Origin of the sequence: Reichenbachiella sp. MALMAid0571 (assembly GCF_040151475.1) — a bacterium.
Classification (GTDB): Bacteria; Bacteroidota; Bacteroidia; order Cytophagales; family Cyclobacteriaceae; genus CAXBNB01.
In genome coordinates, this window is sequence record NZ_JBDKWG010000111.1 from 36979 (window position 1) to 52082 (window position 15104).

9 protein-coding genes are annotated in these 15104 nt (G+C 38.4%); all 9 read right to left on the minus strand.

Annotated features, from left to right (window positions below; genetic code table 11):
- Window positions 1-40: 40 nt before the first annotated feature.
- The 9 genes from AAOP42_RS06365 to AAOP42_RS06405 all read right to left on the minus strand — a co-directional run bounded on the left by AAOP42_RS06365 (window position 41) and on the right by AAOP42_RS06405 (window position 15084).
- On the minus strand, window positions 41-1024 hold the full coding sequence (locus AAOP42_RS06365) for a FecR family protein (protein ID WP_349527637.1): 984 nt from the start codon (window positions 1022-1024) through the stop codon (window positions 41-43).
- A gap of 72 nt (window positions 1025-1096) precedes the next feature.
- The gene (locus AAOP42_RS06370; protein ID WP_349527638.1) at window positions 1097-1648 is read right to left on the minus strand and encodes an RNA polymerase sigma factor; all 552 of its coding nucleotides are present in this window, start codon (window positions 1646-1648) and stop codon (window positions 1097-1099) included.
- 180 nt (window positions 1649-1828) lie between these two features.
- A complete protein-coding gene (locus tag AAOP42_RS06375) occupies window positions 1829-2617 on the minus strand; it encodes a sugar phosphate isomerase/epimerase family protein (RefSeq protein WP_349527639.1) in 789 nt (262 codons plus the stop codon).
- Window positions 2618-2823: 206 nt separating this feature from the next.
- Window positions 2824-4161 carry a Gfo/Idh/MocA family protein gene (locus tag AAOP42_RS06380; protein WP_349527640.1) on the minus strand — a complete coding sequence of 446 codons (1338 nt, stop codon included), beginning with the start codon at window positions 4159-4161 and terminating at the stop codon, window positions 2824-2826.
- 234 nt (window positions 4162-4395) lie between these two features.
- Window positions 4396-5370, minus strand: coding sequence for a hypothetical protein (locus tag AAOP42_RS06385; protein ID WP_349527641.1), 975 nt, complete (start codon window positions 5368-5370; stop codon window positions 4396-4398).
- 6 nt (window positions 5371-5376) lie between these two features.
- Entirely contained in the window at window positions 5377-8538 is a 3162-nt protein-coding gene (locus tag AAOP42_RS06390; protein ID WP_349527642.1) for an FAD-dependent oxidoreductase, read from the minus strand.
- Window positions 8539-8628: 90 nt separating this feature from the next.
- Window positions 8629-9909 carry a polysaccharide pyruvyl transferase family protein gene (locus AAOP42_RS06395; RefSeq protein ID WP_349527643.1) on the minus strand — a complete coding sequence of 427 codons (1281 nt, stop codon included), beginning with the start codon at window positions 9907-9909 and terminating at the stop codon, window positions 8629-8631.
- Window positions 9910-10075: 166 nt separating this feature from the next.
- A complete protein-coding gene (locus tag AAOP42_RS06400) occupies window positions 10076-11785 on the minus strand; it encodes a RagB/SusD family nutrient uptake outer membrane protein (protein ID WP_349527644.1) in 1710 nt (569 codons plus the stop codon).
- Window positions 11786-11796: 11 nt separating this feature from the next.
- On the minus strand, window positions 11797-15084 hold the full coding sequence (locus AAOP42_RS06405; protein ID WP_349527645.1) for a SusC/RagA family TonB-linked outer membrane protein: 3288 nt from the start codon (window positions 15082-15084) through the stop codon (window positions 11797-11799).
- Between the last annotated feature and the right edge of the window lie 20 nt (window positions 15085-15104).

Genomic DNA, 15104 nt, shown 5'->3' on the forward strand with positions numbered 1-15104 from the left:
GTTTTCTTTTTTTTAAATAGTTTGTTAGTTCATCTTTTTATTAAAATCTAAGTGTAACAATCTTTTGATCAATCGTATATTCAAAGTGCATAGAATGACCAAGCAATTTGAGTACATTGACCAAAGTCTGATTTTTGAATTTTCCGGTAACTTTTATTTGCTTTCTTTTTTCTGTTGTTAAACTTTCTATACGAAAGGATACATTGTACCATTTTTCCAGAGTACTAAGCATATTATCAAAATCTGTATTATTGAAATAGATAATACCGTCTTTCCACGCCAATACTTCCTCTACATCAAACTCAAGCACAGAAAATTCTGTGGGGCCTGCATTCGCCTGTTGTCCGGGTAATAAAATAGTATTTTCCAGAGCGTTCTCTTTTGCAACCCTCACTTTCCCTTCATGCAGGGACACCTGAATATCATCATCCTTAAATGCATTTACATTAAAAGCTGTCCCCAATGCTGTAGTAGTAATACCCTCTGATTTAACTCTAAATGGACGATTCGGATCTTTTACCACCTCAAAATATGCCTCTCCCTTGAGCGTAATCAGACGGACACTATCTGAAAAATCCATCTGATAAGAAATGCTGCTGGCCGAGTTGAGCCATACGTGTGTACCATCCGGCAGTTGAATTTCTGATTTAACACCTTTAGGATTCTCCTTGATCACCTGTTGAATATCAGCTACTACCTCGGTTTGGTTCGCTGTGGGGTAATAGTAGAAAAGCCCGGTTGCAATAAGAATGACTGCCGCCGCAGCATACCTGATAATTAAACGAGTCTTATTTCCCTTATTTAATTCTTTTCCAAGTCTGACCCATTCTTTATTCGTATCAATCTGGGAAGCACTTATCTGGTGTTGGGTGAAATTGTCCCAGTTATAAATATCTTCCGTTACTTCTTTGTGATTCTCTTTCCATTGACCCAATTCTTGCTTTTTAGCATCAGAATTTTGACCAAATATTTCGTTTACGAAGAGCTTCGCTACATTTAAATGTTCTTTTACTTTTTGGATCATTTGTCACGCTTCTAGTTGGATACCCCTAAAACCAGAAAATCAATGAACAGGGTGACAGTTGCATGAAAAAAATTATTCCAATAAGAAATTTAGTAAGATTACAGACATTAATTGATGTGCCAGAATATTTTTAAGCTTCTTGTAAGCACGAAGCTTAAGTGTCTTGACTGTATTTACTGAAATATCGAGTTCTTCGGCAATTTCAGGATTGCTCAATTGATTCATCGATAATTGAATAATCTTTTGGCTTTGCAGTCCCAGCTTTTTAATAGCGACATCCAACATTCTATAGGTTTCTTCTTTAACTATGTCTTCCAGAAAATCATTCTCTGAATATGAAAAGTATTCATCATCAGTCAAACGTAAACTATTTCTGTTTTTCTTAATGCTATCAATTGAACTGTTTCTGGTCAATATGTACAAATAGGCTTTAATTGACTTTTCATTCTCAAACATGGCATCTGACTTCAGCAACTTAATAAAAACCTCCTGAACTACATCTTTTGCCGCATCACTATCAGAGACTATTCTTTCGGCATACAAGCACAATGTAGGAAAATAGGCATTGAATAATGCTTTAAAATCCGGACTGTTATATTTTACCTTTTTGTCTAAATAATACATGCAAATTATCCTGAGCTACGATCAATAAATTGATAACGGATGAATACTGCAATGATATAGCATTTTTTTAAATAGATATGACAGGGTTTGCCAACTCGAAGACCCGAGCTGGAAATAAAGTAACCTGATGTTCCCAAAATAATGCGGGAATATGATGATCGATATAAAATCGTGATGATTCTATTTCATTCCGATCATAGAATTGAAAATAGCCTTTTGTTCTTTCATGGCTGCAATCCTATCGGTTGGAGTTGTTCTGGCTTCCAGTAAAATCCAGCCTTCATATTTCATATCTAAAAATAAGTCCATGAGCTGCTGGTAAGGATATTCCCCCACATTTAATTCACGAATATGAACTGTGTCTCCAAACCATTTTTTTACGGAATGAAAATTAGCTTCCAGCCCAGGTGACAATAAATCCTCATCATTGCAATTCCAGCACATCTTAACACTTTTCTCCGTTACCTGATCAAATATGGCTTTCATATTGGGGATTTCCTGAGTTTCTTTGCCATGTACTTCAACCCTGATTACCTGCCCTAAATCACTGGCATATTTCCCTATTTCATTGAAAGAAGCTGCAATTTGAGCAATAGTTTTTTCTTTTGGCACTTCTTTGGGTATGGCATTAGGTTTTACCTTAATGCCCGTCGCTCCAATATCTTTACACAACTTCAGATATTCCTTTGTTCCTTCAATGTTCTTACGAACCTCCGCCTGATCTACATGGTGATAATCAAAATTGGATCCATAACCCAAACAGGTAACCGGGCTATCTGCAAAGCGCTTTTTAACATCCAATCGCTGATTGGCGTTCAAACTTGTTTCTACTCCATGAGCATGTTGAGTTCTTAATTCTACTCCCAAAAGGCCTGTCTTTTCACAATTTGAAATCAAAGTTGGTAGATCCCAATCTTTACCCCACTGATAGGTGACTAAGCCCAGCTTCATTTCCGATTTTTTAAGCATGGCTTGTACTGAAAACGGATCGATTAACGAAAGCCCTACACCTGCTACTGCACTTTTTTGGAGAAAATTGCGACGTTAATTATTTTTATCCATAATAGTTTTAGAATGGGTTGATTAGATAAAAGGCATAAAAAATGAGCGGAAATTCACGCCCACCCTTTATGCCATCACTTTATTTAATTTTTCTTATATGAGTACTAGAATTTTTATACCTTATCAGGAACTTCAAAGCCTTTTCTGTAATTTCTGGTAAGCATCTTGTCTGCCTCAGGATCGTTTACAAATGTTTCAGAGGCAGGGTTAAAATTCAATACCCTTTCCAATTTGTAGGCAATGTTACCTAAATGAGCCAATCCTGAAGACAGGTGTGCTGACTCTACAGGCCCATTAAGGATAGACTTGTCGTGCTTACGAACAGCTTCAATGAAATTGGCAAAATGCCCATCAGTTCCTCCATCGCCACGATCCATTCCGGTGGCAGATTTCCCACCATCAGTACCCGATTTTCCCGGCTCTCTGTTTTTTCCCAAATAGGTACTATACTTATCATAACCGTCCACAACAAGTATTCCCTTGTCACCATAGAAAATATTTCCTACTGTGGCTCCTTCTTCAGTATTTGTACACCAAGGACGTACTTCGAATTGGATAATCTTACCTTCGTCAGGGTATTTATAAACGGATGTCAATACCTCCGGAACTTCTTTACAATCGTCCCAAAGGAACTTGCCACCCATGGAAGTGATTTGTGATGGAAGTCCTACATCCAATCCCCACATGCATAGATCGGTTTCATGAATACCCTGGTTTCCAACATCACCATTACCATAGTCCCAATGCCAATGCCAGTTGTAGTGAACGAGATTTTTAGTGAATGGGCGTTTTTGCGCCGGACCGGTCCACAGGTCATAATCCAAACCATCAGGTACAGGAGAGAATCCCTGATCACCTATATCGCCTCTCCAACGAAAGACAAGTCCACGAGCCATATATACTTTACCAATATAACCTTCACGCATCAATTGTATGGCTTCTTGTACAGCAGGAGAACTCCTCAACTGAACACCATGCTGAACTATACGGTCATATTTTTGAGCGGCTTCCACCATTTTACGCCCTTCCCATATATTATGAGACCCTGGCTTCTCCACATATACATCTTTACCTGCCTGACAAGCCCATATAGTAGCCAATGCATGCCAATGGTTGCAGGTAGCGATACTTATCACGTCAATGTCTTTGTTGTCAATAACACGACGAAGATCTTGTTCAAGGGCAACATCCTTGTTGTAGGTTTCCTTAAAACTCTTTTTTCTTTCTTTCAATAGATTCATGTCCGGATCACATAAAGTAGTGATCTGAACATTATCCTGAACCATCAGGCTTTTGATATGACTTTTACCCCGGCCGTTTATGCCTAATACGGCTGCATTTATTCGGTCATTCGCTCCAAAAACTTTAGAGGGGATAATTGTGGGGGCAATAATTGCTACTGATCCGGCAGCCATTGTCTTTTTAAGAAAATCTCTTCGTGCTAAATTCATAATGATTGTTATATATATTGGATACTTAAAATGTAATACTCTATTAACTCATCTGATAAAATTAATATGATCAGGTGACTAATTTAGGAATATTTTCTATTCTTTTCATAAAGCTATCATAGGATCAACATTTGATATTTCTGCTTACCATACTCAGATAGTAGTTGTTCCGTATCATCATGGCTTTTGTGACAGCCATTTCCGTAGCTAGGTGAAATTTATAATTATTAGAAATCAGAACTGTCTTTTTGCTTCTATTACTTTTTTCAATTTCACCAGAAACCAGTCATTGTCTATGGTAAGGTCATTCGAAAAACAAGCATGTAGCTCAGGTGTTAATTTGATCGGTCTTTCAAAAGCGGTCAGAATCTGGATTTTATCCTGAATAGATGCAATTAAATAGATTGAAATCAAAGACTTTTGAATTTGATGGTTTAAGCCGATTTTACTCAAAGCATTATAGGATAGTTTTTTAAATTTTGGATCTTCAAAAGACCTAAGTCCCTCCAAAACCAATGAATCCAATTCAGGTGTGGATGTTAGTTTTCCATTTGACAATAAATCAAGAATGAAATAACGGTACTTGCTATCCTTATTTGTGACAAGTGCTTTGAGAATTAGATTCTTTTCATTTAACTGATTAGCAGTTAACTCAACAAGCTGCTCTTTTTCTCCCAGGTGGGCAAGATGCCAAATGGTGTAGGTAGTATAAACAGCATCTTTTACGGTCTCCATAGCAATTTCCGTTTTCGTCGCTCCCGATATTCCATCAACCCCATCTCCCTCCTGCTGCTCCACCAAATTGGTGAACTCATATTCTCTCAATACAGACCAATCATTCTTCAAAATACCCATCAAATGTTGATAATCTTTTACCGAAAAAATACTGTGATCCGTTTTTGTCAAGTGCTCACCATGTACTTCAAGCCCAAAAAAATCTCCAGTACAATCCCAGTAAATACCAATATCAATAAGCAGACACTCACCAGTCAGGCAAACAGGAGTTAATACCCTACGATACCAATAGATCAAACCTGAACTGTCTCTATATTCAAGTATTGGAATTTCATGTTCCTGATCATCGAGAATAACGAATTCCTGCTCCTGACTGGTTAACTCCAAACCTTTTAATTCCTGTGACTGAAAAAAGACTACATCCTTTTGAGAAAAGTGGGTCGCAAAAAACAAAAGGATAAATTGGATCAGCATAGTTGATTACACCTCTACTTCCTTAACCAGTTTTACTGTCGGACGAGGATAGGACAATTTGCTCAATTGTTTCTTCCATACCCTGCTGTCGAATTGGTAATCCTTACTTGTAAGTGCTTTTAATTCCTTTGAAGCAAAATCTTTGAAATTGTAATGAATGTCATCCAGATAGTCTGCTAATAAATCATAACCTACTTTGGAGCCACACCTAGCCATTGCAGAGGCTATAAAAAGTTCCAAATCACCACCATAGACCCTCCATCTTGTTTCTTGATACTCCTGAGTGATAAAACCACCTATATTTTTATCCTTCAACAATTTCTTAAATCCATCTTCAAAAAGTGTATTAGGAACCCTTTCTGCATAAAAACATATCGCCATGATCCTATTGAAGTTGGGAATGATTTTCAAATCAATTCTGCCATTGAAGTATTCGTTTTCCCTTTCGACCATTCCTCCTCCTGACTCGGTATTGCCTAATATGTGACGAATCAAATGTTTGCAATCGGTATTCTGAGCCATAGCCAGCAAAGCAATATTTTGATTTATCTTCCAGAACAATCCTAACAGTATATTTTTCTCTCTACCACGGATATCATCGTAAGTATCTACATAACCTCCTAGGTAACCTTCCTTTTGTTCCTGCACATACATCTTTTTCAACTCCTCTACGATCAAATCATTTCCTTCTTTCTCCCCAAACCATGCCAATGCCTTGGCTAGTAACAGCATATTACCGTCTGATTTATTGAAGTACTCTTTTAATACCGGTAGGGCTTTGTCCTTTGGAAGTTTTACACATTCGTAAAGGTATTCTGGTGCACCTGTCGATAACATTTTCACCCTTCTGGTTATTTCTTTGTCATCATTAACCAGATTCCCTGGTTGTTTGGACATGCAGTCTTCGGTCAAATAACCCAAAGCCTGCCATTCCTTTTGAAGGGCAGAAACATCATAATCCTTTGGCTGTATCTTGTTCCATGCCTGATCAGCCGCTACCTGCCCCGTCAAATAACCCAAAACTGCTAAGTCGGCACTCATACGAGTAAATTGCAATGCATTGTGAGTTTGACTGATACCTCGTCCTGAAATTAGCATTCCATCCAGTCCTTTTGGCACGATAGACCGATATGGAATTTCAACCACTACTACATTGGAATGGGGTAATAGAAAGCCACACTTGGAGTACTCTGAACTACCAATGGTATGTGGGTCAAAATCACTACTCGTTAGTGTCATCACATCGTCGAAATGGGTGCCCTCAGAAGAGTCGATGAGGTCTAGTATATATAACCCTTCTATTCGTCTGGACTCTCGTACAGTAAGCATTGGAAAAAAATCATAATAATGAGCCTGATAATGAGACAAAAACAATCCCCTTTGCAATTCTGAGATTTTAGTATTGTCAATGATATCATAGTCTCTGCCTGTAGCAGATGGAAATTTCTTTGCTCCTCCCTTTTGATCCCACTGACTATAATCCTGGGTCATACCAGATCGGGAGTCACCATGGCTGAATATAGCTCCTGCAAAAGCCGCCAAATCTCCATCTCCAGTAGCATCTATGGTAATATCCCCTTCGACCAATTCCAATTTGCCATGACGACAAATTAAAATACCTTCAACCCTTTTATTTTTTACAATAGCACCGCACATGATGGCTCCAGAAATGAATTTCCCTCCACCATTTAATACTTCCATCAGGTGAAATAATCTACGACCTGTATTGCCATTCATCTGATGGTCGTAAGCCACCTGAGTAGCCATCTCATTTTGCTTTTTAAAGAATTTATGATCTTTGTAACCATGGTAATAACCCATAACTCCTCCTACTGTTTTAGTGCCTCCGAGATCATTGAAGTAATCTACAACAATAGTGTTGGCACTTTTTTCTACAGAACCCATAGCGGCCATAGCACCTGCCGTGCCGCCACCAGCTACCAACACCTGGCATTTGTTCCTATTCGTTACCCATTTCGCAAAATCGAAATCACATCGCTGTAAGGGAACACTTAGTCCCGGTTCGTCAGGGTTAGAAAAGGTCAATTGATCGAATGGGATTTTAGCCCCTACAACCAATAATTCATTGGCTTTACCTTCAGTTTTAATTGTCCTAATACTGGAAACCAATTTCTTAGCATCCGCTTCTATTTTCAATAATTCTTCACAGCTCAAATTAGCAGCATCGTTTGCAAGCAAATAATGTCCTTTTAAATTGGTATTTGGAAGTGTATTGTCTTTTAAAATAATTGTACTTTCCAAGGCGAACTGTTCCACTTTAGCCTCCACTAAAGAATTATCTAAACCAGAAAATCCTTTGCTAATTTTAGCTGCAAACAGCCTGGATTGATGTTCAATTTCGTTGATGTTTTGTGAATTGACAGGATATTCGAATTCAAGGAATATCTGATCGTTTAAATGTTTGCCTCTATGAATTTGAATCTTTTGGTCGCACAGTCCCAGGCTTTCTGCTGCAACTATTTCCTTTTTTTGTGGATTCTTTACCTTCAACACTTCCATCACAAAGCCAGCCTTTTCTATTTGATAATCATTTCCAACCAACCCACGACTGAACAACACATTATCTGAGCTGTCAATAAAATCATTACACTTAACGGTATGCAGTCCATGTTTTCCAGCCAACAGAACACCTCGCATATTTTCACCATCAGAAAGTACCCCACACACATCTGTCATTAGCAGGATATGAATCTTTTGTTGCAGCAGGTTTCGCAACATGCCCTTTTTGATACTTCCGCCAAACAACAGCAACTCATCATCAAACTGACTGCCATTCACACCACTCCCTTCTGAGTTTAAAACTTCATCTTTTTCACCCTCTGGCAACAATAGTCGCTTCAGTTCTTTACTGAGCGAGTCAAAACCTTCTGTACCAATCCACAATTTTTGTTTGGCAGTGATCTCGTATCCGGGACTTGTCCTTTTTTCAACAATTAACACATTTTTTCCTTGCTTCGCTGCTTCCATAGCTGCAAAATATCCAGACAAACCAGCCCCATTGATTACCAAATCATATTGATCTATTGCTACATCATTTGAAAATTGTGCATTGATTTCTTTTTCTAACTGGTAATTGATAAATCCAGGCGACACCAAAATGGCACCTGTGGCTGGTATGCTCAGGTTCAAAAATTCCCTTCTTTTCATTTTTTGCGTTTTTTTATGAATTGTATCTATGACACATTTATTCAATTATTATTAATTCTTTAATCCTCGAAAAAGCAAAGTCATCCAAAATCATCCTAATAATGTGGTGATGGTCTCCGTACTTCTTTCGTAAATTTTCTCAACTTCCGTTCTCGATTTTTTCAATTTGGATTTAGCTCCTTCATAGTCTTGCCAAACTTTCCGAAGGGCATCTGCTATTTGCTTGCCTTCTGTTTCTTCTATTTCAAATACCCAATCGTCAAAACCAAGGTCATAATACATGTGGCCTTTAATGGTGTCCTCTGGTTGCCGTAGGTAAAACATAGGCGTCCTCTCCACTGCGGCTATGATCGGTGAATGACATTCAAAACTCAACAATGTATGCGCTTTGGCATACACAGAGGCTGCTTCATCTGGCAACCAATAACCTCTTTTCACGACATAAGGCTTAACATCATCAGGTAGTGGATTAATAAGCAATTCATCCATGATGTCAACCTGATAAGTCATTTCAGGGCATACAAGTACTTTGTTACCCGTTTCTCTCACCCAGGCAATCATCGCCTCACGCATCTTAGCATGATCTGCTTCTTTTTTCAGTGCATTCACTTCTTCCACTTGCTTGATTTTCTCTTCTGTCCAATTGACTTTTTTGAACTTGTGGTAAGGTGTATACCTCAGCCGAGGAATGGCACAAATAAATTTTTTATCCTCCAGCCCATTTGTTTTCAAAAACGAATCGGCTGTGGCATCATCATGTATGTTTAAAAAGAAAGTTGCATCAGGGGCAAACGAAATATGATCTCCTTTAATGCCACTTTTTTTCAAAACGTCAATTGAAAGCGTTTCACGGGTATAGATAAATGAGGCTTTTTTGAGCAAAACCTGTAGTGAGCCGTCTATATGCTGGATAGTCGTCCCAAATACTCCAAAAGGTTTGTTGGAATGTTTCACCCAAGCCTCCAAATTTGTTCTACCTACTACTGATGGCCCGGATCCATGAATCATCACATCAGCGGCATCAAAAGCATCAATTACTTCAGAGCTATCCACATTGTATTCCTTATCCACATTACCATAAATAATTTTCACTTTTGGAAAATTCTTATTCAAAAGTGTTTTGACTTTCTCACTCTTGTTCCTTTTCCATAATATGATTTCAGTTTTTGGTAGAAATGTTTGAAGCACATTCAACAGCCCTGGAGTATGTGCAATATCTCCAATATTGACATCCTGCCAACCTGATACCAGCAACAATGTTCTCGGATGATTTTTTTTGTTCACACATGACAATATGCCTGATGGCAAGACCAACCCAATGCCCGCCATAGAAGCTGATTTCAACCAATCTCTTCTGTTGTAATTATTCATAGTTACAGGTTTCTTAATTATATTCTATTGATACATTCCACAGAGGTAGGCGCATACCAGAATGTAAGCATGTCCAATTTGCTAACTTTAAAACAATGAAGAACGATGAATGTTCACTATTCTTCATTGTTGAAATTTAATTCTTAACTGCTACAAATCAGATATGTCACCCACCTGGATAACCGTCGTTCTGGCCGAAATCTGCTCCAACATTGGCATCAATCACCTTTTGTGGTATAGGCCAGTACTTATTATGATCCTGAATGGTAGTACCGGATGAAACACCACCAATTACCGATGGTGCTGAATTATAAGTACGAACTCTGTCAACCAAACGTCCCATGCGTATTAAAGTCCTTACCCTTGGTTCTTCCACAATCAATTCTCTGGTTCGTTCATCCAAAATAAAGTCTTCGGTAACATCCGAGCCCGAAATTTGTATGGCATTGGCTCTGGCTCTTACAACATTGATATCCAGTGCTGCTGCATCCAAATTGCCCTTTCTAAAATAAGCTTCCGCTCTCAAAAGATAAGTTTCAGCAACTCTCATTCTACTAAAATCCTTTGAACTGTTTCCACTAGCCACATCATCGTTCCAAGGTGCACCATCAATTTTCCTTATCCAAGGGTAATATTCCCTCAAAGTATCAAGTAATTGAGTAGTGATAGTTCCGTCATTTTCTGCTACATACAGATTACCATCTTCTCCTCTTGCTGCCTTAATTTCTTTACCAAAATACTCCGGATCATCCGCATTGTTGTAGTAAAATGTCCGTCTGATATTGTATTTGGAATTTCTCATGTCATTTGGATCAAGTTTCCAAATATCGTATTTCACATAATTGGTAGGAGAATTCACTCCTATCCCTCTTATAATAGTATCCGCTGGAGTATTCTTAAATCCATTAGGAGTTGTAATTTTATCATATTCGGTTCCCCAATACCTTGGCCCCCCATTTCCTCTATTGGAATCATTGCCTCCACCTGGAGTAAAGGATTCGAATTGCCATGCCCACATTACTTCCTTATTTCCAGAAGATTTGTTGATTTGACCCTGAGCAAATACATCAGAGAATACATCTCCCGGCTCTGCGCTCGCTGGCCCAAATCTACTCATCATGATCTCATAATCTCCAGCTTCTTTACTGATCACCTTGCCAGCTGCTGTAATTGATTGATCATAAAAAGAGTTGTCGCCTGTCTCCAATCCCAAAGAGATATATACCTCACTCAATAAATGATAAGCAGCAGCTCTGGGAATTCTTCCATCGTCAACATCCATAGCCAACAACTGAGTAGCCTCCTCCAAATCTGAAGCAGCAAACCTGAGTACCGCTTCGCGACTTGTGCGCACAAAATCAAATTTTGGTTCCGTCAATCTGGAATCTATAATTGGTACTTGTCCATAAATGTTGGTTAAGAAATTGTAGGTATAAGCCCTGAAAAACAATGCCTGCCCTTTAATATTGTTTCTCACCGCATCTGTCATATCCAAGGCAGGGTTATCAATACCTTCAAGAACTAAATTTGTCCGAACGAGCATTTCCTTATAAGCCCAATCCCAATAAATAATTGCTGCACTGTAATTTGAATTTAATAAAGAATAGTCTTTCAAACCACGACTGTCGTTTCTTCCCCATTGGGCAAGATCAGTGCCTACCGACATGTATTCAAAATTATTAGATGCAATTTGATGCTCTTCTCTTGCGGCCTGATAAAGACCTACAATTGCAGCATCATATCCCGCTTCGTTCTCAAGGAAATTTTCAGGACTAAACCTGTCCAATGGAGCTTCATCCAAATAAGAATCGCTACAAGAGCTAATAACTCCGGTTAAAAATATGAATACCGAAATAAGTTTTATATAGTTTTTCATGATTTTAGATTTTAGAATTGAATGTTTACACCAATAGTATATGTTTTCATCAGTGGCCCATTATTTCCCGGGTCAAGACCACCTGCTCCATGTTCAGGATCCCAACCAATCCAATCGGTCCAGGTAGCCAGATTTTTTCCACTTACATATACTTGTACACTTCCTAAACTCGCCTTTTCAACTATGATACTTGGAATAGAATAACTCAATGACACATCTTGCAAGCGTACAAAACTTCTGCTTTGATAAAAACCATATCCAAGAGGGTTTTTATAATTAATTGCAGCATGAGTATTTATTGGATTGTCTGGAGTCCAATAGGGCAAATCAAAAATATTAGCCAGATCATAAAAATTGGTTCCGGGGTTAATTGCTGAATTAGCACTATAGCCTCCTTGTCTTATATTCAGTACTGCCATCAGGTTGAAACCCTTGTAACTGAGACTATTAGTAATCCCCATAGTAAAGCTAGGCTGATCGGAATGGATCACCTGCCTGTCGTCAGGAGTAATCACCCCGTCATTGTCAATGTCCTTGAATTTGATATGGCCAGCCTGAGTACCCGGTATAGCAGAAAAGTCATTCCCCTCTTGATATATACCATCAAAAACATAATCAAAGTTAGAACCCAAAGGCTCGCCAATAAACCACTTACTTGCTATATCATCATCTTCTATACCATCTTCATCCAGATCATTTCCAGTCAACTTTTGAATTTTATTCCTATTCATGGTAAAGGCCACATTAGAACTCCATGTAAACTCCCCAGTCTGAATGTTAGTAAAGTTAAGGCTAAGTTCCACTCCTCGGTTGGAAGTACCTCCTATATTTCTCAAAAAAGTTTCAAATCCATTGGTGTTTGGAATCTTTTGACTTAAAAGCAAATTACTTGTATTACTTCGATAGTATTCTATCGAACCGCTTATACGGGAAGAAAATATTCCAAAGTCAATACCTATATTTGTACTGGTAGTTGTTTCCCATCCTAAATTAGGGTTGGCAAAAGAAGTTGGATACAACCCAACCGTAGCAGCTGTCCCATCTCCAAAAGTATATTTGGTACTGTTCACATTGCTCAAAGATGAATAACGGCCTACCCCCCTGTTACCATTTTTACCCCATGACACACGTAATTTTAAATTATCAATAAGTTCAACTCCGGCCATAAAGTCTTCATCGATCAGGTTCCAACTTGCTCCTACTGCAGGAAAAATTCCATATTTATTTCCCTCTCCAAAAGCTGAATAACCATCTCTTCTCAAGCTGACATCAAAAATGTATTTGCCCTTGTAACGATATCCAATTCTGCCCATACTTGATACTTGCTGGCTTTCTCCAGCCCCGGTGTTGATGTTGAAATTTTCCCCAATTTCCAGCGCATTCCAGCCCAATGCATCATTGAAAACATTGTTACTACTCAAATATGAACTTTCATCATGAAGCTCGTATATACCATACATCAAAGTAGCATTGATTTCATGATGTCCCAAGAACTTTGAATACTTCAGAATGTTTTCCAAAGTAAGGTTTCTGGCTTCATAGTGGTTTTTATTTCCACTACCCAAATTAAAAAACTCATCCCTGTTATAAGAAGGGCTGTAGTTAAATTCTATATCATTTCTTTGCGTGTATCCTACGTTTAAACGATAGGACAGTCCTTTTAGTGGTAGTTGTACATCTGCATAAGTATTGACGAATAATGTTTTTTGCTTACTTTCATTTTGATTCCAAAGCGTTGCATATAACGGATTACTAACAAGACCAAGATCCTGAGGTTGTTTTCTTGGCACTCCATCATCATAATATAAACTTGCATAAGGACTCAGCCAACTAGCATGAGCCAAATTAGCTCTGTTGCCAGAATTGTCCCTTGATGTATAACCCGTATTTAATCCAATTGCCAACCAATCAGTAACAGCAGCATCCAGATTCAAACGTCCGGATAGCCTACTGAAATTATCTCCCATAACCGGAGACTTGGTATTGGCATACGAACCAGACATGTAGTATTTAATATCTTCTGTTCTACCTGACACACTTAATTCACCATTAAACATAGGTGCATTTTGTTTTATCTCTTCAAAAGGCTCAATTGTCTTTCCAGCAGCGATATTCTCTAGTTCTATAGGTTGGAAAGGTACAGCTCCTCCATCTGCAATTTCAGCATCTTTTCTGGCAGCCAGATACTCCTCTGCATTGAGGTAATCAGGAATATGGGCGTAATCAGATGATCCATAGTAGGTATTCAGGGAAATGGTTGGCTTATCTGTGCTACCTTTCTTAGTAGTAATCTCAATGACACCATTAGCCGCTAACGACCCATAAATTGCTGTAGAACTTGCATCTTTTAAAATATGTATAGATTCGATATCTCCAGGATTGATATCGGACAATCTGCCTCCGGCGTAAATAATTCCATCCAAAACAATGAGAGGAGCATTGCTTGCAGTAATGGAATTTCTTCCTCTAATCTGGATAGAAGCATCCGATCCGGGTCTTCCATTGTCAGTAACCGTAACACCTGCAATGGTTCCTCGTAAACTTTGAACTGCATTTGTGTTAGGAATAGTTCTGGTTTTATCCAAATCCACACTAGCAATAGCTCCTGTCAAATCTTTCTTTTTGGCAGTACCATATCCCACCACCACTATCTCCTCCAACTGCTCCGAATCAAGTTCCATTTGTACATCAACAGTTGACCTGCCCCCAAGTATAATCTCTGAAGTTTTATACCCTACAAAAGAAACTACAAGAGTAGCATCATCAGAGAGGCTAAGTCTATAATTACCTTCCAAATCAGTAGTAGTTCCATTAGTGGTACCTTTTTCTATTACAGAAGCACCTGGTAGTCCTGCACCATTTTCATCTGTGATGGTTCCTGATACTTCAACATCTGCCATTATTTCTACTTCCAGAATAGAATCCTGTTCTCTGCCCTTACCAAATACGCTGATATTGTTATTGACCTGTCTGAATTTAACATCTGATTCTTTGGCCACCGCTAAAAGCAGGTTTTCAACTGTCAACGTTCCTCTTTTTAAGTTGAATTTTTTATTCAAGAAATCATCCTTTTTATCAAAAAAGAACTTGTATTCGGTTTTGTTTTCCACTTCCCTGAAAACTTCCAATAATTGGGCATCTTCAAACTCTACTTCAAGGTAAACCTGCTTCACACTTTTTGCAGATTGAGATTTTAAATCTCCGGCAATGAGTATTTGAAGAAAAATGCATTGAAGACAAATCGATAGTGTTGAATAGAATAATGTCATCCTAATTATGCGTAAATACTTTTTTTTCATAATTTTAAGTGTTTGTTAGT

Coding starts and splice junctions, on each gene's coding strand:
- AAOP42_RS06365 (WP_349527637.1), bottom strand. CDS start 1,024: ATGATCCAAAAAGTAAAAGAACATTTAAATGTAGCGAAGCTCTTCGTA.
- AAOP42_RS06370 (WP_349527638.1), bottom strand. CDS start 1,648: ATGTATTATTTAGACAAAAAGGTAAAATATAACAGTCCGGATTTTAAA.
- AAOP42_RS06375 (WP_349527639.1), bottom strand. CDS start 2,617: ATGCTTAAAAAATCGGAAATGAAGCTGGGCTTAGTCACCTATCAGTGG.
- AAOP42_RS06380 (WP_349527640.1), bottom strand. CDS start 4,161: ATGAATTTAGCACGAAGAGATTTTCTTAAAAAGACAATGGCTGCCGGA.
- AAOP42_RS06385 (WP_349527641.1), bottom strand. CDS start 5,370: ATGCTGATCCAATTTATCCTTTTGTTTTTTGCGACCCACTTTTCTCAA.
- AAOP42_RS06390 (WP_349527642.1), bottom strand. CDS start 8,538: ATGAAAAGAAGGGAATTTTTGAACCTGAGCATACCAGCCACAGGTGCC.
- AAOP42_RS06395 (WP_349527643.1), bottom strand. CDS start 9,909: ATGAATAATTACAACAGAAGAGATTGGTTGAAATCAGCTTCTATGGCG.
- AAOP42_RS06400 (WP_349527644.1), bottom strand. CDS start 11,785: ATGAAAAACTATATAAAACTTATTTCGGTATTCATATTTTTAACCGGA.
- AAOP42_RS06405 (WP_349527645.1), bottom strand. CDS start 15,084: ATGAAAAAAAAGTATTTACGCATAATTAGGATGACATTATTCTATTCA.